Genomic DNA, 24579 nt, shown 5'->3' with positions numbered 1-24579 from the left:
ACAGTCTGGGGTCCCGCCAACATTTTACCCAAAACATACGATATGACATTTTTCGTATAATAACTGAATTTTGGGTTCTAAACGCTATTCAACAGAAGAAAATTATACGTCTAACGTTTATGACTAAGGATAGTCGGGAATTGGTAAGAAGATGCGCGGCGTTCCTAGGGCTTTAAATGACTGCCCACGCTAGCTTGACACTCAAAAGGCGAGAAGCTGAAAGTGAAAAAGTTCGTTCATTTTGCTATGATAAGCAAGATACCAAACATTGCAGGTAGGATGTCACCTCCTTTCTTCGCGTGCTCATTATAATTGTACTCGTAATCAGGAATGTGAATAATCATAGTAATAAAATCGGAAAAGAATGAAAAAAGTATTGCATCATTAAAATTAATTATGTTATGATTCTTTACAAATAAATAATAAGGCTTCCTAATGCGGACCGACCATTCAACTGGAGGTCTCATTCTCTCGAAGTTAATGTGGATCGAACATACAAATGGAGGTCTCATTTTCTTAAAGGGGGAATGAGACCTCTTTTTATTATTTTTTAAATCAGTATATTCTTATTTGAAATTGTTAATGGGTCGTTCAAAGCTTTTTACTGGGAGGAAGTTAATGTGGGCACAAAGTTTAGGATGAACTCACGTCAAAAAAGGATGTGGCCCATTCTCATATTGGGAGCTTTTTTTGAAGGCTTCGATGATGCGGTAATTAATATAGCTCTGCCGTATATAATGAAAGATTTTGGAATAACGACACAGATGTCCGGGTATGCCCTTTCCATCATTGCCGTTGGAACGATGGTTGCATTCTTCGTATCTCGAATGGCAGACACGATCGGACGTCGCCAGGTTTTTTTATCAAGTGTTTATATGTATTCAATTTGTAGTCTAGTCACAGCTTTCGCACCTAATATTGAGGTTTTTATTTTCCTGCAGTTTGTTGCACGTATTTTCTTAATCGGTTGCTGGTCTGTCGGGTATGTCATTCTCTGTGAGGAGTTTTCAACAGAACATCGAGGAAGTGCTGTTGGACGATTCCAGCTTACAGCGGTTTTTGGTGCTTTGTTGATTGGAATCCTGCTTCCCATCATAACGAAGCTTGGGCTAAGTTGGCGAGTACTTTACATTGTTGGAGCATTTCCGATGATTCCTGTATTCCTGCTTAGAAAGAGACTGCCTGAAACAGAGGCTTTCCTGCAATTGCAAGAGGAGAAGAAACTCGGTAAAAAGCTCCCGAAAGGAGACTTTTTCGGACCTTGGAAAAGCCCTTATATCAAATACACGGTGGTCATGTCCATCGTATGGGTATTTCTCTATTTCGGAATCAAAGGTACTTTAAATTTCTTTACCTTAAGGGTTGTAAACGAATTGAACTGGACCCCAAACATGGTGAGCATCGGCTTATTGACTCAAACCATTACGGCAATGCTTGTCATTGCTTTGAATGGCAAGCTGATGGATCGTATCGGACGCAAGCGTGCCGCGACGATCATTATCATCGTTGGATGTATATGTAGTGTTTTAATGTTCACCCTTCATAATTTTTACGCTGTGCTCATCTGTAGCATTATCTCAGCTGGTTTCGTGAACTCTTTCCTCATTGTCGGATCAACGCTGACCAATGAGCTCTTTCCCACTGAAATTCGTGCGAGTGCTATGGCCTGGGCAAATAACATCGTTGGCCGCTTAGGGCAAATCTTAGTCCCTACTGTTGTTACAACAATCGCCCTATCGCTCGGCTTAGGGAATGCCGCTGCCCTAGCTGTAAGCTTACCGATCATTTCCCTTATTCTTATCCTGGTTTTCTTACAGGATACGGGTAAGAAAACCATAAATAAGCCTCTCGAAAATAAGGGAATAACGGAAAATAGCTGACTATATAAAGAGATAAAAGGAGCAAGCAAAAATGAGTAAAAAAATGAGTTTAGGATTATTCATTCAGTTACCTGGGCAACATTTAGCAAGTTGGAGACATCCGTCATCACAGTCACATCGTAATTATGATATCGATTATTTTATTGAAATTGCACAAATAGCAGAGCGTGGTAAATTTGATATGTTATTTATTGCCGATTCGGTAGCTCGTCCCATTCATGAAAATTCGTATTCCGAATTAAAACTAGATCCATTAATGATTTTGGCAGCTGTCTCAAGTGCTACGAAAAAAATCGGGCTTACCGTTACAGCATCAACGACTTACAATGAGCCGTTTCATATCGCAAGGAAATTTGGTTCTCTGGATCATATATCAAAAGGACGAGCAGGTTGGAATGTCGTTACATCTGCCAACGATTTAGAAGCGACTGTCTATGGAAAAGAAGAACATTTGTCACATGCTGATCGTTATGAACGCGCAGAAGAATTTCTAGATGTAGTGAAGAAATTTTGGTTCTCCATTGAAGGGGATGCGGTTGTTGCAAATAAAGAAACCGGTCAATTCATTGAAGTATCCAAAGTTCATCCCGTCAAACATGAAGGTAAATGGTTTAAAGTAAGTGGATTATTAGATGCACCGGCACCACCGCAAGGACATCCGGTAATCATTCAAGCTGGATCATCAGAGGCAGGTAAAGAACTCGCTGCCAGAACAGCTGAAGTTATATTTACAGCTTGCCAATCCTTGCAGCATGCACAAGCATTTTATGAAGATCTGAAAGGTCGTCTAGCTAAATATAATCGTGACCGTGATGACGTAAAGATTATGCCGGGGGTATATATTACGGCTGCAAAGTCTGAAGAAGAGGCACGTCAAAAGCGTGAAGAGCTAAATAAATTGATTATGCCAGGTGCTGGGCTTCTGTTTTTATCCGAATTTACACAAATCGACTTTAGAGGATTTAATCCAGATGATCCATTCCCAGATTATGATACATATGCGGATCCTACAAATCCACGAGTTCGTTATAAAATTATTTGCGATATTGCCAAACATGAGGGATTAAAAACGCTGCGTGATATATATGAACGCATTTCTTCAGCGCGTGGACATTTTGAAGTAATAGGAACACCTGAACAAATTGCAGATCAGTTAGAAGAGTGGTTTGTTAAAGGGGGGGCAGACGGATTCAATATTATCCCGCCAACCTTCCCGGAAGACTTAAATCTTATTGTCGATTATGTCATACCAGAGCTACAAAGACGAGGTCTATTTAGAGAAGAGTATGAGGGAGATACGCTGCGCAGTCATTTAGGACTAAAAATTCCGGAAAACCCTAATACAAAAAAACATAAAAATCAACAAGTAGCGCCTAGTTTTCAATAAATGATCAAGGGGGAAATATATGGTTTTGAACGTACAATCTGTTGAACAAATGATATTAGAACAAAAAAAATATTTCTATAGCGGCGCTACAAAGGATATTGAATTTCGCAAAGAACAGCTAATAAAATTAAAAACTGCTATTCAAACAAATGAGAAGGAAATCATTGACGCCTTATATAAGGATTTGCGAAAAAGTGAATTTGAAGCGTATGCAACAGAAGTTGGTTTGGTTTTAAATAGTATAAGTCATATGATTAAGCATATAGATAAATGGGTCAGACCTGTCCAGGTAAAGACACCCCTGCAGTTCCAACCGGGAAAAAGTTTTATTGTACGAGATCCATACGGGGTCGTATTAATTATCGGACCCTTTAATTATCCTTTCCAACTTGTGATTGAACCTTTATTAGGGGCCATCATTGGCGGAAATACGGCAATTATTAAACCATCGGAATTATCGATTCACACAACTGCTATTATTAAAAAAATTGTAGAAGAGATCTTTGAAGAAAAGTATATACGAATAGTCGAAGGTGAAAAAGAACTCGTTCAACAATTAATTCATGCACCATTTGACTACATCTTTTTCACAGGCAGTATTGAGGTTGGCAAAATTGTGATGCGCGCGGCGGCCGAGCGTTTAACCCCGATTTCATTGGAGTTAGGTGGTAAAAGCCCTGTGATCGTTGACGAAACAGCAAATTTAGGTATCGCAGCGAAACGAATTATTTGGGGAAAATTCACCAATGCCGGGCAGTCCTGTGTAGCACCTGATTACTTGTTCGTCCATGCGTCCATTTATGAAAGATTCATTGAAAAGCTGAAAAAAACAATTGAACAATATTATGGAGAAAACCCACAAAAGAGCCCTGATTTCGGTCGGATTATTAATGAACGTCATTTTCAAAGGATTGAACAAGTATTAGAAGCAGATGCACATCTTATTACATTTGGAGGTCAAAAAGATATCTCGGAATTATACATGGCTCCTACTTTTTTAGAAGGTGTCACTTGGGAAAGCAAAGTGATGGAATCGGAGATTTTTGGACCTATCTTACCGATTATGAAATATACAGACATAACACAGGCCATTCATGAAATTCGACAGTTAACCAAACCATTAGCAGCTTATTTATTCTCTGAAAATGAGCAAGCCGTCCAATTCTTCCTTCAAGAGCTTCCTTTTGGTGGAGGTAGTATTAACGACACCATGTCTCACGTTGGTAATGTTTATTTACCCTTCGGTGGAGTTGGTTCTTCAGGAATGAATGTGTATCACGGAAAGGCTAGTTATGAAAGCTTCACACATCCGAAATCCATTTTAAAACGCTCGACCAAGCTAGCGAGTGACTTATCATATCCGCCCTATAAAGAAAAGGTAAAGATTGTGAGAAAGATTATTAAATAAAGGATGTCCAGCGGCGTCGGACACGGTATAGTTTTTTTCATTCTATTGAGGTATGCTATATTTGAATGTGAAATACAAGAAATTCCAAGAAAAAAGTAGGAGCTGCCCCAAGACAACGTTACCGTATTTGCTGCAACATGCTTACAATCCGGCAGATGGGTTCCCTTGGTCGGATGAGGCTTTTGAAATTGCAAAGCGCGATAATAAACCTATTTTCTAGTATTACTGGAAGGAGTGATTAGTTATGGGTAATTCTATTCCACAGGTCACACTTAATGATGAAGTTACTTTACCGGTTATAGGTTTGGGTACATATACACTTAAGGGTAATGAAGGTGTCAATGCTATAGTAGGTGCAATTGATATAGGCTATCGACTAATTGATACTGCTTATAATTATGAAAATGAAGGAACAGTAGGCGAGGCCGTTAAACGCACTGGCGTTCCAAGAGAAGAATTAAGAATTACATCTAAATTACCGGGTCGCTACCAAGCGTATGATAAAGCTGTTACTACCATTCAAGAATCTTTATACCGTGCAAATCTGGATTATTTTGATTTATATCTTATTCATTGGCCTAACCCTAAACAGGATAAATATTTGGAAGCATGGCAAGCATTAATTGACGCTAAAAAATGGGGTCTTATTCGCTCTATTGGTGTCAGTAATTTCTTGCCTGAACATATTGAGCGTTTAGAAAAAGAAACGGGCGTTAAGCCAAGCGTAAACCAAATAGAATTACATCCATTTTTCAATCAAGCACAACAAAGAAAATGGCATGAAGAGAACAACATTAAGACAGAATCATGGAGTCCACTAGCCCGAGCAAGTGTACTCTTACAAAATGACACTATTCAAAAGATTGCCGAGCGTCATAACAAGTCAATTTCACAAGTAATTTTACGTTGGCATTATCAACTTGGAGCCATTGGAATTCCTAAATCTTCATCTCCCGAACGGCAGCTTGAAAATATATCTATTTTCGACTTTTCCCTAGATGAAACAGAAATGAGCATTATTTCAGGATTAACTCGCTCTGATGGAAGGATTAATAATCAAGATCCTGCCACATATGAAGAATTTTAAACCGGAAATTATCCCGAAAATCCAAAACTCATGTCTAACTAGACATGGGTTTTTCTTTTTGTAGGAGGGTATGAGCTAGCAGGGCTAGTTGAAGCAGTAGGCAATGATGTACAACAATTTGAGAAAGGCGACCAAGTTTTTGCATCTTGCGGTATATGACCGATGAGGATGCCGCCGCCGTTCCTATTGGGGATCGAGAAGAAACTAACGACCGTTCCCCGGTGGAATTTCGGGAAACGGTCGCAGCGAATAAGTGTCTTTTTATTCGTGTCTACTTGACAGGGTTATGACCAATTGGCACGACTTTTCATTGTTAGGCTTTAGACATTTGATGAGGTGCCTTTCGCCTAAGGTCATTCTAGAGAGAATTATTGGAAGCACTTTAAACGAAAATAAAATAGCATTTAAGAAGATTAGTGGAACCCGTAAGGGGGAATGAAGTCACCTTGATTCCTGGGCCTTCCGGACTGATTTCTACGTTTCTTTCTTACGCTTGGGAGCGGAAACTGAGCAAAAATCCGGAGGAATTTGGCAAAGGGGCTCCCGAGAGCGTTGCCGGTCAGGAGTCGGCCAATAATTCCGCCGGTGTAGGGAATTTGGTTCCCCTTCTATCACTTGGAAAACCATTTTCTTGAACAGCAGCCATATTATTGTCGGCCATGATGATTCATGGGGTTACCCCTGGGCCGCTGTTAGTTACGAACCATCCGGACATTTTCTGGGGATTAATTGCTAGCATGTATATTGGGAATATCATGCTTTTGGTTCTGAATCTTCCTTTGGTAGGCCTATTTATCAATATTCTGCGAACGCCTAAAACCTGTTGATGCCCATAATTCTAGTACTGTGTATCGTAGGAGCTTATGCTGTTAATAATTCCGTTACCGATTTGTGGATTATGATGATCGCAGGAGTGGTTGGATACTTTTTGGAAAAATTAGGTTTCTCAACGGCCCCCCTTATTCTTGCCGTGGTCATCGGCCCCATGTTGGAAGACGCGTTGCGGCAGTCCTTGCTGCTATCCCATGGTAGCCTTACCATTTTTATCAACCAGCCCATCGCGTGCTCCCTTCTAGTCATGACATCAATTGTCACGATGTATATTGTCAAAATTGATTCGAATGTTTCTTCGTAAGAGAGTCCAATCAAATAATGCAGCTGAACGATAGGTTGACAAATCTGTCATTCAGTTATACGAAGGCGGTACTCAATATCTGGTTTGGTCACTTAAAAACTTCTCCAAGTCAGGAGAAGTTCTTTTGTGTACTTTGAGATTCTGATAATTCTTGATAGGAACTTGTTCAAGTGATGCTTAAAGATTTATAATGAACAAAGTAAAGAAAATTGAAGACTGCAGAAGAACATGGCTCTAACCAAATTTCAAGTACAATAAGAAAGCGGGATAAGTATGGGACGTAAGTGGAACAATATTAAGGAAAAAAAAGCCTCAAAAGACGCAAGCACGAGTCGTATTTATGCAAAGTTTGGAATTGAAATTTATGTTGCTGCTAAGAAAGGTGAACCAAATCCGGAATCTAATGGCGCCCTAAAATTCGTACTCGAACGGGCAAAAACGTACAATGTACCGAAATCAATCATTGACCGGGCGATTGAAAAAGCAAAAGGAAGCTCAGAAGATAACTATGTAGAGCTTCGTTATGAAGGTTTTGGCCCCAATGGGTCTATGGTCATCGTAGACGCACTGACAAATAACGTGAATCGTACTGCTTCGGACGTACGCTCCTGTTTTAATAAAAATGGCGGAAGCATGGGTGTAAGCGGGTCCGTATCATATATGTTTGATTCAACGGCAGTCATAGGTCTAGTGGGTAAAACATCAGATGAAGTATTTGAGCTATTAATGGAAGCAGATGTAGACGTACGTGACATTTTTGAAGAAGATGAAGCCACCATTGTTTATGCTGAACCTGATCAGTTCCATGCCGTGCAAGAAGTATTCAAAAATGCCGGAATAACGGATTTCACGGTTGCTGAGATTACGATGCTCGCGCAAAATTATGTAACTCTTGCGGAAGACGCGCAGGCACAATTCGAAAAGTTGATTGATGCGTTAGAGGATTTGGAAGACGTACAGCGAGTTTACCACAATGTGGATGCGGAGGATTAACCGAATTACCGAAACATCGAATATCTGAAAGGTTTTGTCTCACGACATAAACCTGAACGATTTGGATCCTGTATTTAAGTCATGTCGATTCATAGCCTGATTTGGTTGCATTTTACTTAGGGCTTGCCGCGGAAGAGAAATATGCCCAATCCTTTAGGGCCTTGGATCGCGGTCAAAAAGCAGAGTCGATCCGCGTTACACTCGGTTCTTTAATCATTTAGCAGCGTTGTGGGTTCACGGATCGAGAAACGTGTGCAGCATTTCGTTGAGAACCTCTACTTGCAGTACTTCATTGAGTTGCTTGGCTTGCTGATGAACAGCTAACCTTGGAAATCACAGAATATGCATTAACTGCACCACAAGTCGATGCATGCGAAGATGAAGATACCCATGGTGACGACGATGATCACAAGTCGCGTAAAGGAAAGTCAAGCGCACTTGCTGTAAACGCTACTACGAATGCTCTAGACGAGTCCAACGTCACCAACAAAGGCATGCCAAAACATGATGCTTCTTTGTGCTCCGGTCGAAATTGCATATCCGAAATCAGTAATCGAGCCTATGGAAATAATTCCATAGGCTCGATTGAGGTTTAATAAGAAACTGATAGAGAGGATTGTGTGTAACTTAATGAAACTGGATACTTTATTCCCATTACTATAAAAGGAGAAAACACTATTAAATTGTTTGCTCTGAATAGAAGAGAACTGATTGAACAAAGACTAAAAAAGACAATTTTAGTTGTGTCTAATGATGAAAACTATTCATCTATCGAGGCGATTCTGAATAGTAAAGGAGCATACTCGAACTTTCATGAAAATAGGAGAAAGATAATTGAAATAATAAATGATTTAGATAATAGTCAAGTATTCAATAAGGAATATTTAATTAATATGCTCTATGCAAACACAATAACTATATTAGAGTCTTACCTCTCTGATACATTTATTCAAACGGTATTAAGCAACGATGTGTACATAAGAAATTTTGTTGAAACATTTCATGACTATAAAAAAGAGACGTTAAAAATGACAGATATATATATTAATTATGAAAGTTTAAGTGTAAAGGTAACAAAATCTATGATGGATGTCATTTACCATAATATTGATAAGGTTAAAGGTATGTATAATGATACTTTAGCGGTTACTTTCCCAAAGGATTTAACAAAAATTATTTTTAGCAATTAAAAATAGACATGACATTGTGCACAGAAATGGACGAAGAGTGGTTGATAAATCAAAACGAAGAACAAGTACAGGCTTAGATGATAACGTACCATTGTTAATTGGGTGTTACTGCCAACGCATAATGTCCGCCAGTTGACGGCGTAAGTTGTCCTGCTGGTGACGGACAAGTTGTCCGCACGAGACTAGGGGAATGGGAGAATTACGATAATTCTCCCTGGATGACTCGCTTGACCATATGATCGTCGATGATGCGATGTTTGTTTTGTGATCCATGGATGAGAACGTGTGTAAATACTTTGTTGATCAGTCTGGCGGCTCCGCTCGAGAAACGGAAGATGTCATCAATCGCTCCTTCGGTGAAGATGTCGTGATCAGCGCCGGCGTACGTCATGTGACGGCGAATATAATCGCCGGTCTGAGACCTGTCGTAATACGGCAATTTACATTGCAGGTCGATCCGCTGCCGGATAGCCGCATAAGCCTGTAGGTTCAGGCGATCCCAGAGCACACTCTGACCTACCAGGATCAGCGCCATGGGACTCTGCGCATCCATCTTGAAATTGAGCAGAAAGCGTACTTCCTCCAGGATCTCGCGATCGAGCAGATGGGCCTCGTCGACAACGACAACAGGCAAGAGCCGGTGAATACCGCGCATAAGCTCGATCTCACGATGCAACTGGCGTTTGGCATCGCCACGGTAGAATTTTGATTCGCAGCCGAGCTGTTCGAGCAGCCCCTTGTAGAAATGCCGCGGGGTCAGCTTCGAATCTGACAAGTAGAGCACCTTGTACTTGGCTGGATCGAGCACTTCGGTGAACCGGCGAATCGTCGTCGTTTTGCCCGTGCCGCAGTCACCGGTCACTACGGCGAACCACTGCCGGTGGGCAGCATACTCGAGACGGCCGAGCGTCTCCTCAAAAGAGCTCGCTCGTCGGTATGTCTCGCGAAAACGGGGAACGTCCAAGACCGTAGAATGACTCAAACATGACCGTCCTCCTTGCTCACCCGGCGGTAGGCCACGGCGGGTATCTGCTCAGCCTTGCGATCTCGACTTCGTTCTTCCGCCACCGTGAGCAGTCTTGATGTATCTGCTGGAACGGGGCTCAAATGCTCCGGCAGCGGAGGGCGCTTGCCTGCACGTTCCCCGATGACAAGTTCCCGAACGCGCCACGGCGTATGACCTTCGTACTCGACCGTAAGCGCAATTCGGTTGAGTGGTACCCTTGGTCTGAAGAAGCTTTTGAAAAAGCGAAACAGGAAAACAAACCTGTCTTCTTATCTATGGGGTATTCTTATTTAATGAAATAAAATTCCACTTGCCATTGATGTCGTGTCGATCAAGGAACAATTGACTTTAGAGCGCGTCAAAACAAGGTTTATATAAAAAAAGAGACAATGCGTATCATTGTCTCTCGGTTGGAAAAAAGTATATTATCTCATTTGATTTGCCGTTAAGTAATACAAAAACCAAACAGCGTGGTTTTGTTCGTCTGCCGACGCACGCCGGAAAGTTTCTTTAATGTATGGGTCATTGGTTTTTTCAGCAATATCAAGATAAAAGTCCGTTGTCATTTGTTCATCCTTAAAAGATGCTCTAAGACCTGCTGTGTACTCTGTTTCACATTGTTCGATGATTTGTGGTGTAGGCTGCCTTCCAGTTAAGGACACAAAGATTTGTGAGAAGGCTTGGTAATGCTTGATTTCATCGTTTCGAATTTCAAGAATTTGATTTCTTGCTTCTTGATTAGGAGCAAGTTTCGCCAACTGTTCATAACAAAAAATTGCGCTATATTCTCCATTGATTGCTTTGGCAATATCCGCGATTAGATTCATATCGGCTGAAGAGTGGAAGAGAATTTGATTATTATAATACATCTTCTAATTGTCTCCTTTCAATTGCACATTCGCCCATTCATACTATGATGCGAGGGACTACGACGAACGTTGTCCGGTTAGAAATTAAATGAATTTGACATCAATATCGATATTAGACTCTTCGCGTGTATATGTGATTCGTTCGATGATGCTTTGCGCTAATCCGTTTAATTGTTCGGGTTCGGCGTTCTCCGCATTCCAAGCCTTCTTGAATTCTTCAATGCGTTGTAAGCGTTCTTCGGTTGTCAATCCTTCCTTATGTCCTAACGTCGCGACCAATTATTTCAGTTCGTTTTGCTTGCGTTGAATTTGTGCTGACAATTCATCCGTCTTTACCTTGACTTGCTCCTTGTTCAATGTGCCCATGATGTAAAGATCGGTGATTCTATCGAATCCGCTTTTTAGCTGTTCAATTTTATTTTCTTTCGAAGCGATGAGATTCTTCAAATCGTGTTCATCTTCGCTTGTCAATTCTTCACCCCGTAACCGATCTTCGTATTCGGTCAAGAAGTGATTCAGCGCGTTATAAATTACCTCGGCACTAACACCACTATTCCTGCATCGGTTCCCAACGTGATCTGCATGTTGGCACGTTTTCAACGAAACTTTTTGATTCGATGTCTTGAAGGTGAAAGCCATATTGTAGCCGCATTTCCCACAACGTACAAGACCGGATAGGGGATAAGCCATTTTTCGTGCTTTTGTCGGTACAAGTTTACGTCGGGAAAGCGCGGACAATATTTCAGTGTGTTCTTCTTCGGTTTTAAGAACGGCATGATTGCCGCGAACCTTGATCCATTCTTCTTCGGGCTTTTCCATCAAAGGTGCGGTACGTTTGTTCTTGTGACCGCTCCCCGAAGTTTTGCCATAAATCACATAACCCAAGTGAATTTCCGATGTCAAGATTCGATGAACCGCGTTTTCTGACCATGAAATAGGCTTGTCAAGCCTGCGCGGTTTTCCTGGTCTCAACACCCATTCGATTCAATTCCCATGCGATGCGGTAACATGGATTTCCTTCGAAGTGACGTTTCTTGATTAGTTCATAAATAATCAACTTATCAAGGTCAACATAAGCGTTTTCGTAAGCGGATTATAAACGTAAGGGAAGGGCGGTTTGCCATTTGTCCAGTTGCCGTTCTTTGCTCCGCGCTTCTTGCCACGATTCAAACGCCTCCTGATCATGCGGTACTCGCGACGAGAAAACACGCCTTCGATGTCATTTATCAATTCGGCTTCTTCGTTGTTGAAATCATAAACCTTTGTTGGAGTAATGACCTTCGTAACCGAATTCTTCAAGATGCGTCGAATCTTGCCTTGAGCTTCAAGATCACCGCGACTTAAACGATCATAATCCATGACAAGAACGGCATCGAAAAGATCGGCTTCAACGTCTTGTAACAAGCGAACCATTTCGGGGCGGTATTCGATTGAAGCTGATGAACCGATTTCTTTGTAGATCGAATATCGCCAACCATAAGAGGTTGCCAATTCAATCAATTCGCGTTCGTGTTTGTTCAAATCGTCCTTATCGTCGGGTACTTCGCCGCGGCTTTTTCGAAGGTATATGGCAACGTCTTTGACTTCGTATTTTTGCTCCATGACACTCATCCTTTTCAATGACATGTATTGTATCTTAGATAGTAAATGGAAAAATATAGTATATCAATCTGCGATTGATATATTCAAATAAGCTAAAAAGACAACGAGCGAATATGCCCGTCGTCCTTTGCCATCATGCCTTCTTCAAGTTTGATTCAGCGATCTTATTCAATAACACGCCCGCCCGTTTGATTGCTGCCTCACTGGGCGGTTTGCTTGTGCTCTTATTGTCATGTTACCGCTTCGGAATGTCGCGGTGGTTGTGTGTTCTTCCTTGCTTTCACTTATCAATTGGATACCTTTGATGGTTCCGAATAATTTCATGTTTAACCCTCCATAAACAAGAAAACCGCCATAGCGAATGCCATGACGTTTCGTGCTTGGTATCTGATTTGTGCTTCATAGCTTTCGATTTAGCGGGTCGAAGGCTTGAAGCGACCTTTCCTATTTGATCAATGAAAAAACGTCAGCAGCGAACGGCTGATGACGTGTCCTAATCAAACCCTTTATTCGCTTTTAGATAATTTCGCTTTCGCCTTTGCACGTGTCAATGTTGCCTTCGATATTCCCGTCATGGCTTCAACTTGCGTATACGAATTATGTTCCAATAACGACAATGCGTGTTCGATCTGCTTCCGATTGAACTTCTTCGGTCGACCTTCGCGGAAGTCGGGCGATTGTTTTGCTATCGCTTTTCCTTCTTGCGTCCGTTCGACGATTAAATTCCGTTCCATTTCCGCTACGGCAAGCATTGTCTGAAGGAAGAACCGTCCCATCGTCGTATTTTCCAGCAGACCGACATTCAACACGTGAACCTTTACGCCCTTCTTAAATAACGATTCAATGATTTCAATTCCTTCCTTAACGTTCCGCGCCAACCGATCAAGCTTCGTAACGACCAATGTATCTCCGGTTTTCAACTTCGAAACAAGTTCTTCAAATCGCGGTCTGCTTGTCGTCGTTCCGGTAAACTTTTCTTCGGTAACTTCTTCGCAACCCTCCGCTTTCAACGCTTCGATTTGGACTTTTAAGTCCTGTCCCAATGTGCTGACTCGTGCATATCCGTATTTCATGTGCGATTTCTCCTTCACACTTTTGATTATGAGTTTTGATTACGTCTTATAACTTGATGCTATCAGACCCCAAAAACATAATCAATACTTAAAAAGTTATGAATATACGGGTACTAAAAAGAAAAGGCAACCGTTCGCTTGGTTGCCCGATCATTCATCTTCATCGCTTGCTTCGATTTGTTTCACAAATTCACGATCTTTTTCCCATAAATCGCTGATTGATTGTTCGATGGGGAACACCGTCAACCAAATATCTTTTTGCCTTGCCCATCGTCGGAGTTGATCAAGGTCGCGGCAAGCTTCGGCATCTTTTCGATGTTTCGGTGAGCATAGAACGACATCGAAGGGAATGCCAACTTCATTATCTTGGACGCGGCTTCGCCGGGAGGACGGGCGGCTGTTAGCCCGCTTCCGGGATGGAGATGCGGCGCCTGCTTCCGCTGGTGCAGGACAAAACCGCCATCGGCGGGCGAACGACCGCCTACGTGTGTGAGAACTTTGCCTGCCAGTCGCCGACGACGGACGTAGAGGAATTGCGCGAGCTGCTGCACGTATCCCTGGAATCGATTGGCGAAGATCCGCATGCTGGATAACCTGAATCTCAAAGCTGAAACCGATGATGAGTAGGCGGAGGCTATATACAGCATTGAACTAACGGAAACTTGCACGATTATCAGTAAAAGGGCAAGAGGGACGAGACGATCCGTCAGAGCTAACCGGATAAACGGAAGGACCGTTCGGCAATTTGTCCGAACGGTCCTTTGTCACGCTTCAGGCCTTTTATCTACTTTTGCTGAATCATCGTTTGCCATACATTGGCGTTGTCATAGCCGAGACGCCAGGCCGCTACACCGGCCAGCTCGTACTTCTTGGCGAGGTCGATGCGCGCCTTGATGGTCGCTTCGTTCTCAAGCCAGAAGACGTTCTTGTACCCGTCCTGCATATATTCGACTTTGTACTGCTGGAAGCGGGCGTCCCACGTTTTCGTAGCCTTTTTCTCTTGAATGAGCGGTTCAAGGTCCTTCATCAACAGGGCGCGGTTGCTCTCCAGATTGCCCGCGCTGTCGACTTTCCATTCGCGAACGTAGAATGGCACGCCCATGATCAGCTTGTCGCGAGGAATGCCGTACGACAAAAATTCTTTGATGCCTTCCTCGACCCAAGGCAATCCGGCTACGGAGCCCGGCTCAGTACTGCCTTTCCAGTATTGGTCGTAGGTCATCGTGATGATGTAGTCGACGATGCCTCCCAGCTTCTCGTGATCGTAGGCGGTTTGCGCATTCCACTTCGCGCTGCCGCGTGGCAGATCGACGGAGATGAGCAAGTTCCGGGCGTGGGCGGCGGCGGTGAGCTCTTCCATGAACGCGGTGAAATTGGCGCGGTCGCTGCCAGATAGGCTTTCGAAGTCGATATTCAAGCCGTCGACGCCGAGCTGGGCCGCTTTATTGACGAGCGTGCCGATAAACTTGCCCCGCGCTTCCTTGGAGGCGAGGAAGGCCGTCGTCAGCTTCGGATCGAATTGGTTGTGAACGAGCGGGTGAACGGCGTAGCCTTGTTTCTTCAACCAGGCAACCGTATCTTTGTTGGACGTGTCCGTCACATTGCCCGCGCTATCCTCGAGATTAAAATAGGTCGGAGAGACGACGTCAAGTCCGGATGTCGTATTGACATGGCTGCGGATAGTGCCGTCGCTGGATGTGCCGTTCCATCCCCAGTATTGAAGCTTGCGCAAGTTGTCCCAAATGGCGGTCCCTCCGTCATATAAACGAATGGAGGCATTGCTGTAGCCTTTGGCGTAATTCAACGCCGCTGGTATGGTATTGAAGTCGGCAATCAAGTTGTTGTTTTGGAAAACTTGATAATACGGATAATTAGACCAGACGGTTTGGTTGCTTCCCGCCAATTTCGGCGCTTCTTCATTGACGATCCGGGTATGGTCATACCACTTGGCATAAGCAATCGCATCGTCCACGCTTAAGAATGCGTCCAGGTAATTGTTGTTCTGGTAGACCTTGAACGATTTGACGTTCGAGAACACGACCTTACCGGTGGACGTATTCACGATCGTCGAATTGCTCCAGCGCAGCGATTCGGCGATCGCATCTTCCAAATAAGCGAACTTCCAGCTATCCGTCGTGTATTTTCCCTGGTACACCTGATACGTCTTGGCGCCGGTTTGGCGAAGCTCTGTCTTCTTGGCGGCAGCCACATTGTCCCACACCCAACGATGCGTGCTGAGGTCGACAATGTGTGCGTTCGCCCATTTCGTTGCTTCGGCAATCGCGTCGTTAAGCGTAACGAACGTCCAGCCGTCCAACGTGTTATCGCCTTGATACAGCCGGTAACGGGGATAATTGTTCCACACCCAGCCGCCCGACTGCAGGTCGCGCACGCTTGCGCTGCCCCACTTGGACGCTTCGCGGACGGCTTCGTCCAAGGTCGCAAATTCCCAATTGGGGGTGCTGTAGCCGTGCTGATACACTTTGTACCGGGGATAATTGTCCCAGAGCCAGTTGCGTGTGCCGATTTCTTCGACATGGGAATCAGCGAACCAACGCGCGTAATTTTCCGCTGTCTTGTAATCGCTAGTTTCCAATATGAGTTTCGTGTCTTGATATACGCGGTATTTCGACGTCTTATCGGCTGCCGCGGCGTTGCCGGCGACGGATAAGAACAAGGTTATGGCGGCAAGCGACAGCAGGGTCTTACGCTTCAACATGCATCAGCCTCTTTCTGCTCGAGTCTACAAAACTACCACTCTATTAAACGCGGAAAGAGGCCTGAAAGTTGCAAGGAAAATAAATGAAGAAAAAGCTTACCTCGCGGTAAGCTTTCAGGTAATGCTCGTTATAGGCGATAAGGTTAGGCGACGTACGCCACGATTTCCTCTTCCAGCTCAAGCCGGATTTGTTCACGGAACACCCGCATGCCATGCTGGGTAAACATGTAGCGCTCGATGGCCTCCAGCATGTTCGCCGCAATCAGGATTTGGCTGCGCCCTTCGGCAAAGACTTCGGCGGAGAAGCCGAGGTCTTCGTCCCACATCAGCTCAACCTCGACCTGCGTCGGCTGAAGCTGCTTGCGTTCGGCGATGTTCAAGCAAATCGCGTTAATAATGTCCTGTTCCATTAATTTCATGCGGCCTTACTCCTTAATTCCGGATTAATAACCGCGCGGGTTTTGCGGGTTTTGGTTGATCTTCTTACGATCGCGGAAGTATACGTATACTTTGCGAATGACCATGAACAGAGCGACCAGTGCAAGTACGTTCACCAGCAGGCCGAGAATGTTGCCCAGGGCGCCCAAGCCTCCGAACAAGCCTCCGAACAACATGCCGGCCAGACCGCCGATCAACAAGCCCTTCATCAAGCCGCCGCTGAAAAAGCCGGGTTTCTGAGCCGGAGTCGTCGTAGACGCTGCCGGCGATTTGGTAGCGGCAGGGGCGTTATTGTTGACCCCGCTGTTCGGTGTTTGGTTTGTAGAATTCGTTGAATTGTTGCTAGGGGTGAAGCTTTTCTTCGACGATTTGTAGCCTTTGGCATCGGCGTGCTGCGGCGCGCTGAACGAGAAGGCGATCGTAGCTGCCAGAACGAGTAAAGATAGCTTTTTCCACATGGTGAGAACATCCTCCACATACAAGTATAGTTTTTGCGTACAAGGGATTCATACGTTTCAACTGGGCTCATGGTTTCACAATTATATTTAAATTGTTAAAATAAATAAAATAACGAGTCGAGCAAAGGGGAACAGTAGGAACATGAACGATTATGCGGATGCCTATGTGCGGTATTTGAATCATTTTCATGTGGAGCGGGATTATTTCGAATGCCACGAAGTATTGGAGGAGTTCTGGAAGGAGCATCCCGACGATCCGCAGGCCGAGGCGTATGTGGCGCTTATTCAGATTGCCGTCGCTTCCTATCATCAGCGGCGGGGCAATCTGCGCGGCGCCGTCAAAATGTTCAACGCGGCGTTGGAACGGCTGGCTCGAACGAGCGTGCAAACGCTCGGACTGGACGGGACGGCGCTCAAGTCGATGCTGGCGGGCAGACTGCAGGAGTTGGAACGGGGGACGCCTTTTTCGGATATCAATTTGCCCATAACGGATACGCAGTTGTTAGAACGCTGTAAGCAAAGCTGTTCCGACCCGGACAGATGGGGGACGTCTAGCGAGGCCGGCGACACGTTCCTGCTCCATAAACATACGATGCGGGATCGAAGCGGCGTTGTGGAGGAACGGGAGAAACAACGTCAAATTAAAGCTTCACGGCGCTCCGGCGGAAGCCCGGATTTGTGAAAGTGTCATTTGAACTTGTCGATTGATGTCATTATAAGGTAAAATCTTAAGGGGATAGTGATAGATAACCATAGACACATCGAAGAGCTGGCTTGTGGAGAAGGAGGAGAGTTCATGAACAATTCATTAAAGCAAATTTTGGAGTATAACCAAAGCTTTGTCGAGCAGCGCAAGTATGAGCCTTATATCACGTCGAAGTTTCCGGACAAGAAGTTCGTCATTCTCTCTTGTATGGACACCCGATTGCTCGAGCTGCTGCCTGCCAGCATGAACATCAAGAACGGGGACGTTAAGATCATTAAGGCCGCGGGAGGCATCGTCACCTCGCCGTTCGGCGGCATTATGCGCAGCATCATCGTCGCCATCTATGAGTTGGGAGCCGAAGAAGTGTTCGTCATCGGTCATTACGATTGCGGGATGAGCAATGTAAATCCGGAGAAAATCAAACAAAAATTTCTCAATCACGGTATTAAAGAGGAGACGATTCAAACGATCGAGTACTCCGGGATGAACCTGGAGCGCTGGCTGCGGGGGTTCGACGACGTGAGGGAGAGCGTGCGCAGCAGCGTGAAAATGATCCGCAATCACCCGCTCGTCCCGGACATTCCGATTCACGGTCTCGTGATCGACCCGACAACCGGAAAGCTCGACGTCATCGAAGAAGGCTGAGTCAGGCGCGCTTATCGATGATTTTCATAAATGCATTGTAGATTTGGCCGCTGCTTTTCAACACGAAGCAGCGGTCTTTGCTTGTATAATCCACCGTCATGCGTTCCTCGAAGAACACCTCGTGCTTGCGGTCCATCCATAAGGGGAACGGCTGCCCGTCCACTTCAAAGTCGCCCGGCTCCGGTTTCTCTATAATCCACAATGTCGGCACGCCACTGACGGCACAACCGCATCCTTCATTATCATAAGCGAGCTTCATTAGGCCGGGCCGATCCGTTCCCAGCTTCTGCATCGCGGCCTCTGCGGCTTGTTCGGAAAATGTAATGTGCATCGATAATGCCTCCTCATGATGTGCAGTGATCTTTATTTTGCCGGAATTTGCTTCTCTTTTCAAGAAAAAGTATGATCGAGTATAGAATCCATGATAAGGAAGGGGAAAACCTGTGGGAAACGAGCAAAGGGATGCCAAGTGGGCGTTATTCAAATCGTATTTGAAAAAAATGAAAAGCTATGAAGAAGCCATCGGCCTCATTTATTGGGATATGCGGACCGGTGCGCCTAAGAAAGGCATCGCTCAGCGTTCCGAAGTCGTGGGAGAGTTATCGGGCGAGTTGTTCCGGATGTCGGTTTCCGACGAGATGGGCGCGTTCCTCGACTATTTCTTGCAGGAAGACAACCACGGGCAATTAAGCCGGACCGATCGTAAAATCGTAAGCGAATGCAAAAAAGAATTCGACCGCAGCAAAAAAATACCGCCGCAACGATATCAAGAGTACGTCGTCCTGACCTCGCAAGCGGAAGCCGCTTGGGAAGAAGCAAAGGATAAGGCCGATTTTGCTTCGTTCCAGCCGTATCTGGAGAAAATCGTAGCGATGAATCACGAATTTATCGACCTGTGGGGGTATGAGGGGCATAAGTACAACACGCTGCTCGACATGTACGAGCCGGGCATGACCGTGGCGAAGCTCGATCAAGTGTTCGGCGCGCTGCGCGAGCAGGTCGTGCCGCTGCTGTCCGCCATTCAGGCTTCCCCGCACCGACCGGATACGAGCTTCCTGAAGCAGCAGTTCGATAAGGAGAAGCAAAAGAAATTCAGCTTGTTCATTCTGGAACAGATGGGCTATGATTTCGCGGCCGGAAGGCTCGACGAAACGGTTCATCCGTTCGCCACCGGCTTGAACCCGGGGGACGTCCGTATTACGACGCGTTACTTGCCGGACGATGTGAACAGCGCGCTGTTCGGCACCATCCACGAGGGAGGTCATGCGTTGTATGAGCAGAACATCTCGCTGGAGCTGGTAGGCACGCCGCTTTGCACCGGTACTTCCATGGGCATCCACGAATCGCAGTCGCGCTTCTGGGAGAATACGATCGGCCGCAGCCGCGCTTTCTGGAGCCGGTATTACAGCGATTTGCAGCAGCACTATCCGGGTCAATTCGATAGGGTCGAGGCGGAGGCGTTCTACCGCGCCACGAACGAGGTGAAGCCGTCCTTGATTCGGATCGAGGCTGACGAGCTGACGTATAACTTGCACATCATGGTGCGGTATGAGATCGAGAAGGCGTTGTTTGACGGTTCGGTGCGCGTGTCCGATTTGCCGGAGGTGTGGAACGAAAAGTACCGGGACTATCTCGGCGTCGTTCCGTCGCATAACGGTGAAGGCGTGCTTCAGGACGTGCACTGGTCCGGCGGGGCATTCGGCTACTTCCCGTCGTACGCGCTGGGCAACATGTATGCGGCGCAAATCGCCCGTACGCTGGATCGCGAGCTTGGCGGAACGGACGCGCTTGTAGCCGAAGGCCGTCTGCTGCCGATCAAGGAGTGGCTGTCCGATAAAATTTATCAATACGGCAAAAGCTTGACGCCATCCGAAATCATCATGCAAGTAACCGGCGAGGAGTTAAATCCTTCCTATTTAGTGGAATACTTGCGTGCGAAGTACAGCGATATATATAAGCTATAGCGTTCATAAACCGGAAGCTTCTCACCGAATGGGAGAAGCTTCCTTTTTTTGCGTTGGGCCGCTGCACCCTTCTCTAGGCGGAAGCATATGCTGCAATTATACGAAAGCAGAAGGGGAGGGACTTGCTTATGAAATTAAAATCCGGAATGAAGGCCGCGGCTTTGGCGTTGACGCTCGTACTCGCCGGTACGGCGCTGCTGACCGGGTGCGGTCCAAAGACGCAAGAGGGGCCGGTTAAGGTGCGGGTGGGCGAGGTGACGCGTTCCATCTTTTATGCACCGCAATATGTGGCGGTGAATAAAGGATTTTTCAAGGAGCAGGGGCTGGAGATCGATCTGACGACGACCGCGGGAGGCGACAAAACGATGACCGCGCTGCTCTCGAACGGTATCGATGTTGCCCTGGTAGGCTCGGAGACTTCGATCTATGTCCATCAGCAGGGCAGCGCCGATCCGGTCATTAACTTCGCGCAGCTGACCCAGACGGACGGCACGTTCCTCGTCGCCCGCAAACCGCTGGAAGGCGCGTTTGATTGGAGCAAGCTGAAGGGTGTAACGTTCCTCGGCCAGCGCAAGGGCGGCATGCCGCAGATGGCGGGAGAGTTTACGCTGAAGAAGCACGGCATTAACCCGCATGCGGATTTGACGCTGATTCAGAACGTCGACTTTGCTAACATTCCTGCCGCTTTCGCTTCCGGTACCGGCGATTACGTACAATTATTCGAGCCGCAAGCTACCGTGTTCGAGAAGGAGGGCAAAGGCTACGTGATCGCCTCCTTCGGGGTGGAAAGCGGCAAGCTGCCGTACACCGTATTCATGACGAAGAAAAGCTACTTGACGAAGCAATCGGCTACGGTGCAGAAATTCGCGAATGCGGTGCAGCAGGCGCAAAATTGGGTGCAGCAGGCAACCCCGGACGAAATTGCCGACGCGATTATTTCCTTCTTCCCGGATACGGACAAAGCGGTTGTCCGCGATGTTGTGAAACGGTATAAGGATCAAGGTTCATTCGCAACGGACGGCATCGTCGACCAGGCGGAATGGAACAACCTGCAGGATGTGATGGAAGCGGCAGGCGAACTGAAGCAGCGGGCGGATCACGGGCAGTTAGTCGATAATACGTTCGCCGAGAAAGCGAAGCAATCCGTGAAGTAACCAAAGGGGCGGCGAAAGTGTGCGGACGGCAGCTTTCGCCTTTTCTTTGCAAGATGATAAGAAGGAGGGCACCGAATCGTATGACAAAGGCGTCTTCTATTGAAATAAGCGGCGTGTCGCAAGTGTACGTCAACCGGAAAGGCACATTTGCCGCGCTGCAGCATATCGATCTCCGTATCGAGCCGGGCGAGTTCGTCAGCATTATCGGACCGAGCGGCTGTGGTAAAACGACCTTGCTTTCGCTGATCAGCGGTTTGCTGACACCGACTTCGGGCAGTGTGAGTATCATGGGCGAGCTGATCAAGCGGCCGACTCCGCGGGTCGGGTATATGCTGCAGCACGATTATTTGTTTCCGTGGCGGACCATTAAAGAGAACGTCTGCCTCGGCTTGGAGCTGCTGGGCAGGAAAGACGAGGCGTCGCAGGCATATGTGACGGAGCTTCTGGCGGAAATGGGACTCGCAGAGTTCGCCGACGCCTTCCCGCATCAACTGTCTGGGGGGATGCGGCAGCGTGTGGCGCTTGTACGGACGTTGGCGACGGAGCCAGATATTTTGCTGCTGGACGAACCGTTCTCGGCGCTCGATTATCAGACGAAGCTTCAGCTGGAAGATTTGATCGTCACCACGTTGAAGGCGCGGGGGAAAACGGCCGTTCTCGTTACCCATGATATTTCCGAGGCGATCGCGATGAGCGACCGGATCATCGTGCTGCAGCCCAATCCCGGGCGTGTACTGGCTGATGTGACGGTACCGGAGCCGATTCGTCAGGCGCAGCCGCTTCATGCCCGCGAGAAGGAAGGCTTTCACGAGCTGTTCCGGCGGTTGTGGTCGATGTTCGAGCAGGTGGAGAGGAAAGGGGGCGGCGCGGATGGAACGCCATGAGGTAAACGAACGGGCGGAAGACATGCACTTGCTTGCTGCCCGGGTTTATGAGACGTTCCTGCGAAGGGAAAAGCGGCAGTCGCTATTTGTCCGGTTGACGCAAGGCGCTCTGCTGCTGATGTTCGTGCTGATGTGGGAAATAGCGGCCCGGCTGATGTGGATCGACGGGCTGTTGTTCAGTTCGCCGAGCCGCATCGGGACGCTGCTGCTTGAGAAGACGGCCGACGGTTCGCTGCTTGTGCACACCGGGGTCACGGTCTGGGAGACGATCGTCGGCTTCGTGCTCGGTACGCTGGTCGGGACGGCGATCGCCGCGCTGCTGTGGTTTTCTCCGTTTCTGTCGCGGGTGCTCGATCCGTACATCGTCGTGCTGAACAGCTTGCCTAAGGTGGCGCTGGGCCCGCTGTTCATCGTCGCGCTTGGGCCAGGCGCGTTGTCCATCGTCGCGACGACGCTTTCCATCACCGTTATTATCACGATTTTGGTCGTTTATAACAGCTTTAAGGAAGTTGATCCGCAGCTGTTGAAGGTCGTACAGCTGTTCGGCGCAAGCCGCAGCACCGTGTTCCGGAAGGTCATTCTTCCCGCATCGTACCCGACGATTGTGTCCACGCTGAAGGTGAACGTCGGTTTGTCTTGGGTCGGGGTCATCGTCGGCGAGTTTCTCGTCTCGAAGCAAGGGCTCGGCTATTTGATTATTTACGGGTTTCAGGTATTCAATTTCACGCTTGTCATCGGCAGTGTCGTGGTCATCGCGATTGCGGCGACGCTTATGTACCAGGCCGTCTCCTACTTGGAAGGAAAGCTGGTGCGCCAGTGAGGAGCGATAGGGAGAAACCGCAGGGAAGGGCGGGCTGCCGGCGAGGCGGCCCGCCCTTTCACGCGCTTCCTCTATGCGCCGCTTGACGGGGATCGGTCTGAGCGGGTATCTCCGGGTTGTCGGCGTTCCGGAAAAAGAGTAAGATGGTGGAAATTGACTTTGCGGCTCTTTTGTGGCTCTTGTGTAAGGTGGACACCGTAATATGGGAATTCGCGTCATCAAAACGGCGCTTGCCGTCATCCTATCGATTTATATCGCTCAATATTTGGGGCTTAGCTCGCCCTTGTCAACCGGATTGCTCGCCATCATGGGCGTGGAGGTGACGAAGAAGCGGGGCATTGCGCTATCGCTTCAACGTATTGCGGCATCCGTCTTTGCGCTGCTGTTCAGCGTGGCCTTGTTCTGGACGCTCGGTTATCAGGTGTGGGTCATCGGGTTGTACGTGCTTACGTTATATCCGCTGCTGAGCCGGTTGAAGCTGAAGGACGGCATCGTGTCCAGCTCGGTCGTGATGTTTCACGTGTTTGCGGCCAAGACGGTTACCCTGGAGCTCATTGTGAACGAGGTCCTGCTGCTGGTGATCGGTCTCGGCACCGCGACGCTGATCAATATCGTCTATATGCCGAAAGAGCATACCCAGCTTGTCCAGTATCGCAAGCAGGTGGAAGAGCTGTTCTCGCGAATTTTTATCGAGCTTTCCCGTCATCTGCGGGACAATACCTACGTATGGAGCGGCCGGGAGCTTCTCGAAGCCGAGGAGCTGCTGCATAAAGCGGTTGACGCGGCCCGTCGGCAAAGCGATAACCGGTTGATTTTCGAAGGGGCAGAGTGGACCGTATATTTCTACATGAGGGAGCGGCAGCTTGAAGCGATCGGCAGAATGACGGAGCACGTCGCACGGGTGTACCAGACGCTGCCGCATGGCGAGCTGCTCGCGACCGTGTTCGAAACCTTAAGCGAGGATGTCCTGATGCCGCATTATACCGGCCGGACCGAGCGGCACTTGTTTGAGCTTGAGCAATCGTTCAAAGGCATGGCGCTTCCGCTGACAAGAGAGGAATTCGAAATTCGGGCGGCGCTGCTTCAATTGGTTGAAGAACTGAAAGTTTATTTAAACGTAGCCAAAAAAGAAAAACGCCCGGTAGGCGTCTAAATACAAGG

26 protein-coding genes and 2 pseudogenes are annotated in these 24579 nt (G+C 47.0%); 18 read left to right on the top strand and 10 right to left on the bottom strand.

What is annotated here, in order from left to right; translation table 11 throughout:
* The first annotated feature begins 620 nt into the window (after positions 1–620).
* The 9 genes and pseudogenes from JMF85_RS18855 to JMF85_RS18805 all read left to right on the top strand — a co-directional run bounded on the left by JMF85_RS18855 (position 621) and on the right by JMF85_RS18805 (position 9080).
* Positions 621–1880 (top strand): MFS transporter, encoded by a 1260-nt coding sequence (locus JMF85_RS18855; RefSeq protein WP_201318727.1) that lies wholly within the window; start codon positions 621–623, stop codon positions 1878–1880.
* A gap of 31 nt (positions 1881–1911) precedes the next feature.
* A complete protein-coding gene (locus JMF85_RS18850; protein ID WP_155615340.1) occupies positions 1912–3267 on the top strand; it encodes an LLM class flavin-dependent oxidoreductase in 1356 nt (451 codons plus the stop codon).
* Between the two features lie 19 nt (positions 3268–3286).
* Positions 3287–4675, top strand: a complete 1389-nt coding sequence (locus JMF85_RS18845; RefSeq protein ID WP_201318726.1) for an aldehyde dehydrogenase — start codon at positions 3287–3289, stop codon at positions 4673–4675.
* A gap of 52 nt (positions 4676–4727) precedes the next feature.
* Positions 4728–4895 carry a DUF255 domain-containing protein gene (locus JMF85_RS28440; RefSeq protein ID WP_269103545.1) on the top strand — a complete coding sequence of 56 codons (168 nt, stop codon included), beginning with the start codon at positions 4728–4730 and terminating at the stop codon, positions 4893–4895.
* Between the two features lie 24 nt (positions 4896–4919).
* Positions 4920–5762, top strand: coding sequence for an aldo/keto reductase (locus JMF85_RS18835; protein WP_201318725.1), 843 nt, complete (start codon positions 4920–4922; stop codon positions 5760–5762).
* A 96-nt stretch (positions 5763–5858) separates the two neighbouring features.
* Positions 5859–5921: pseudogene (locus tag JMF85_RS28435) on the top strand (hypothetical protein); the annotation flags it as partial.
* Between the two features lie 257 nt (positions 5922–6178).
* Positions 6179–6897: pseudogene (locus tag JMF85_RS28675) on the top strand (tripartite tricarboxylate transporter permease).
* Between the two features lie 273 nt (positions 6898–7170).
* Entirely contained in the window at positions 7171–7890 is a 720-nt protein-coding gene (locus JMF85_RS18810; protein ID WP_201318721.1) for a YebC/PmpR family DNA-binding transcriptional regulator, read from the top strand.
* 683 nt (positions 7891–8573) lie between these two features.
* Positions 8574–9080 carry a hypothetical protein gene (locus JMF85_RS18805; protein WP_201318720.1) on the top strand — a complete coding sequence of 169 codons (507 nt, stop codon included), beginning with the start codon at positions 8574–8576 and terminating at the stop codon, positions 9078–9080.
* Positions 9081–9279: 199 nt separating this feature from the next.
* Here JMF85_RS18805 and JMF85_RS18800 read toward each other — a convergent pair whose 3' ends face one another.
* Entirely contained in the window at positions 9280–10062 is a 783-nt protein-coding gene (locus tag JMF85_RS18800) for an ExeA family protein (protein ID WP_236595915.1), read from the bottom strand.
* A 125-nt stretch (positions 10063–10187) separates the two neighbouring features.
* Between JMF85_RS18800 and JMF85_RS28670 the strand changes: the two genes are divergently transcribed.
* Positions 10188–10388, top strand: coding sequence for a DUF255 domain-containing protein (locus tag JMF85_RS28670; protein ID WP_373423937.1), 201 nt, complete (start codon positions 10188–10190; stop codon positions 10386–10388).
* 123 nt (positions 10389–10511) lie between these two features.
* On the opposite strand, the gene JMF85_RS18790 is transcribed toward JMF85_RS28670, so the two are convergent.
* From JMF85_RS18790 to JMF85_RS18770, 5 genes are all read right to left on the bottom strand, one after another.
* Positions 10512–10955, bottom strand: coding sequence for a ferritin-like domain-containing protein (locus tag JMF85_RS18790; protein ID WP_196426997.1), 444 nt, complete (start codon positions 10953–10955; stop codon positions 10512–10514).
* Positions 10956–11039: 84 nt separating this feature from the next.
* The gene (locus JMF85_RS18785; protein WP_155615742.1) at positions 11040–11204 is read right to left on the bottom strand and encodes a hypothetical protein; all 165 of its coding nucleotides are present in this window, start codon (positions 11202–11204) and stop codon (positions 11040–11042) included.
* A 30-nt stretch (positions 11205–11234) separates the two neighbouring features.
* Complete coding sequence (locus JMF85_RS18780; protein ID WP_155615743.1) at positions 11235–11930, bottom strand: recombinase zinc beta ribbon domain-containing protein; 696 nt, start codon at positions 11928–11930, stop codon at positions 11235–11237.
* Between the two features lie 78 nt (positions 11931–12008).
* Positions 12009–12557, bottom strand: coding sequence for a recombinase family protein (locus JMF85_RS18775; protein ID WP_196426998.1), 549 nt, complete (start codon positions 12555–12557; stop codon positions 12009–12011).
* Positions 12558–13063: 506 nt separating this feature from the next.
* Entirely contained in the window at positions 13064–13630 is a 567-nt protein-coding gene (locus JMF85_RS18770) for a recombinase family protein (RefSeq protein ID WP_155615745.1), read from the bottom strand.
* A 422-nt stretch (positions 13631–14052) separates the two neighbouring features.
* Between JMF85_RS18770 and JMF85_RS18765 the strand changes: the two genes are divergently transcribed.
* On the top strand, positions 14053–14223 hold the full coding sequence (locus tag JMF85_RS18765; RefSeq protein ID WP_155615746.1) for a hypothetical protein: 171 nt from the start codon (positions 14053–14055) through the stop codon (positions 14221–14223).
* A 191-nt stretch (positions 14224–14414) separates the two neighbouring features.
* Here JMF85_RS18765 and JMF85_RS18760 read toward each other — a convergent pair whose 3' ends face one another.
* The 3 genes from JMF85_RS18760 to JMF85_RS18750 all read right to left on the bottom strand — a co-directional run bounded on the left by JMF85_RS18760 (position 14415) and on the right by JMF85_RS18750 (position 17245).
* Positions 14415–16349: a glycosyl hydrolase family 18 protein gene (locus tag JMF85_RS18760; RefSeq protein ID WP_201318719.1), complete on the bottom strand. Its 1935-nt coding sequence runs from the start codon at positions 16347–16349 to the stop codon at positions 14415–14417.
* Positions 16350–16492: 143 nt separating this feature from the next.
* Positions 16493–16768, bottom strand: a complete 276-nt coding sequence (locus tag JMF85_RS18755) for a YxcD family protein (RefSeq protein WP_054800019.1) — start codon at positions 16766–16768, stop codon at positions 16493–16495.
* A gap of 24 nt (positions 16769–16792) precedes the next feature.
* Complete coding sequence (locus JMF85_RS18750; RefSeq protein WP_054797643.1) at positions 16793–17245, bottom strand: hypothetical protein; 453 nt, start codon at positions 17243–17245, stop codon at positions 16793–16795.
* A gap of 142 nt (positions 17246–17387) precedes the next feature.
* Here JMF85_RS18750 and JMF85_RS18745 point away from each other — a divergent pair, with 142 nt between their 5' ends.
* Both JMF85_RS18745 and JMF85_RS18740 read left to right on the top strand, forming a co-directional pair.
* A complete protein-coding gene (locus tag JMF85_RS18745; protein WP_201318718.1) occupies positions 17388–17927 on the top strand; it encodes a DUF309 domain-containing protein in 540 nt (179 codons plus the stop codon).
* Positions 17928–18041: 114 nt separating this feature from the next.
* A complete protein-coding gene (locus tag JMF85_RS18740) occupies positions 18042–18596 on the top strand; it encodes a beta-class carbonic anhydrase (RefSeq protein ID WP_054797645.1) in 555 nt (184 codons plus the stop codon).
* Position 18597: 1 nt separating this feature from the next.
* On the opposite strand, the gene JMF85_RS18735 is transcribed toward JMF85_RS18740, so the two are convergent.
* Entirely contained in the window at positions 18598–18927 is a 330-nt protein-coding gene (locus JMF85_RS18735; RefSeq protein WP_054797646.1) for an iron-sulfur cluster biosynthesis family protein, read from the bottom strand.
* 112 nt (positions 18928–19039) lie between these two features.
* Here JMF85_RS18735 and JMF85_RS18730 point away from each other — a divergent pair, with 112 nt between their 5' ends.
* The 5 genes from JMF85_RS18730 (at position 19040) to JMF85_RS18710 (ending at position 24571) form a co-directional block, all read left to right on the top strand.
* Positions 19040–20560: a carboxypeptidase M32 gene (locus JMF85_RS18730; protein WP_269103541.1), complete on the top strand. Its 1521-nt coding sequence runs from the start codon at positions 19040–19042 to the stop codon at positions 20558–20560.
* 128 nt (positions 20561–20688) lie between these two features.
* Positions 20689–21714, top strand: coding sequence for an ABC transporter substrate-binding protein (locus JMF85_RS18725; protein WP_054797647.1), 1026 nt, complete (start codon positions 20689–20691; stop codon positions 21712–21714).
* A gap of 80 nt (positions 21715–21794) precedes the next feature.
* Positions 21795–22598 carry an ABC transporter ATP-binding protein gene (locus JMF85_RS18720; RefSeq protein ID WP_054797648.1) on the top strand — a complete coding sequence of 268 codons (804 nt, stop codon included), beginning with the start codon at positions 21795–21797 and terminating at the stop codon, positions 22596–22598.
* Positions 22585–23418, top strand: coding sequence for an ABC transporter permease (locus JMF85_RS18715; protein WP_054797649.1), 834 nt, complete (start codon positions 22585–22587; stop codon positions 23416–23418). Before JMF85_RS18720 ends, JMF85_RS18715 begins: the two co-directional genes overlap by 14 nt.
* Before the next feature lie 202 nt (positions 23419–23620).
* Positions 23621–24571, top strand: coding sequence for an aromatic acid exporter family protein (locus JMF85_RS18710; RefSeq protein ID WP_141336387.1), 951 nt, complete (start codon positions 23621–23623; stop codon positions 24569–24571).
* Positions 24572–24579: the final 8 nt, after the last annotated feature.

This window comes from Paenibacillus sp. EPM92, from assembly GCF_016586185.1.
In the GTDB taxonomy this organism is placed as follows: Bacteria; Bacillota; Bacilli; order Paenibacillales; family NBRC-103111; genus Paenibacillus_G; species Paenibacillus_G validus.
The sequence above is the reverse complement of the archived record's forward strand: the minus strand, read 5'-3'. Positions and strand labels throughout refer to the sequence as shown.

Bases quoted from the DNA above. Each gene is read 5' to 3' on its own strand.
- JMF85_RS18850 (WP_155615340.1), top strand. From the start codon at position 1,912: ATGAGTAAAAAAATGAGTTTAGGATTATTCATTCAGTTACCTGGGCAA.
- JMF85_RS18845 (WP_201318726.1), top strand. From the start codon at position 3,287: ATGGTTTTGAACGTACAATCTGTTGAACAAATGATATTAGAACAAAAA.
- JMF85_RS28440 (WP_269103545.1), top strand. From the start codon at position 4,728: ATGCTATATTTGAATGTGAAATACAAGAAATTCCAAGAAAAAAGTAGG.
- JMF85_RS18835 (WP_201318725.1), top strand. From the start codon at position 4,920: ATGGGTAATTCTATTCCACAGGTCACACTTAATGATGAAGTTACTTTA.
- JMF85_RS18810 (WP_201318721.1), top strand. From the start codon at position 7,171: ATGGGACGTAAGTGGAACAATATTAAGGAAAAAAAAGCCTCAAAAGAC.
- JMF85_RS28670 (WP_373423937.1), top strand. From the start codon at position 10,188: ATGCTCCGGCAGCGGAGGGCGCTTGCCTGCACGTTCCCCGATGACAAG.
- JMF85_RS18790 (WP_196426997.1), bottom strand. From the start codon at position 10,955: ATGTATTATAATAATCAAATTCTCTTCCACTCTTCAGCCGATATGAAT.
- JMF85_RS18775 (WP_196426998.1), bottom strand. From the start codon at position 12,557: ATGGAGCAAAAATACGAAGTCAAAGACGTTGCCATATACCTTCGAAAA.
- JMF85_RS18770 (WP_155615745.1), bottom strand. From the start codon at position 13,630: ATGAAATACGGATATGCACGAGTCAGCACATTGGGACAGGACTTAAAA.
- JMF85_RS18765 (WP_155615746.1), top strand. From the start codon at position 14,053: ATGCGGCGCCTGCTTCCGCTGGTGCAGGACAAAACCGCCATCGGCGGG.
- JMF85_RS18760 (WP_201318719.1), bottom strand. From the start codon at position 16,349: ATGTTGAAGCGTAAGACCCTGCTGTCGCTTGCCGCCATAACCTTGTTC.
- JMF85_RS18755 (WP_054800019.1), bottom strand. From the start codon at position 16,768: ATGAAATTAATGGAACAGGACATTATTAACGCGATTTGCTTGAACATC.
- JMF85_RS18750 (WP_054797643.1), bottom strand. From the start codon at position 17,245: ATGTGGAAAAAGCTATCTTTACTCGTTCTGGCAGCTACGATCGCCTTC.
- JMF85_RS18745 (WP_201318718.1), top strand. From the start codon at position 17,388: ATGAACGATTATGCGGATGCCTATGTGCGGTATTTGAATCATTTTCAT.
- JMF85_RS18740 (WP_054797645.1), top strand. From the start codon at position 18,042: ATGAACAATTCATTAAAGCAAATTTTGGAGTATAACCAAAGCTTTGTC.
- JMF85_RS18735 (WP_054797646.1), bottom strand. From the start codon at position 18,927: ATGCACATTACATTTTCCGAACAAGCCGCAGAGGCCGCGATGCAGAAG.
- JMF85_RS18725 (WP_054797647.1), top strand. From the start codon at position 20,689: ATGAAATTAAAATCCGGAATGAAGGCCGCGGCTTTGGCGTTGACGCTC.
- JMF85_RS18720 (WP_054797648.1), top strand. From the start codon at position 21,795: ATGACAAAGGCGTCTTCTATTGAAATAAGCGGCGTGTCGCAAGTGTAC.
- JMF85_RS18715 (WP_054797649.1), top strand. From the start codon at position 22,585: ATGGAACGCCATGAGGTAAACGAACGGGCGGAAGACATGCACTTGCTT.
- JMF85_RS18710 (WP_141336387.1), top strand. From the start codon at position 23,621: ATGGGAATTCGCGTCATCAAAACGGCGCTTGCCGTCATCCTATCGATT.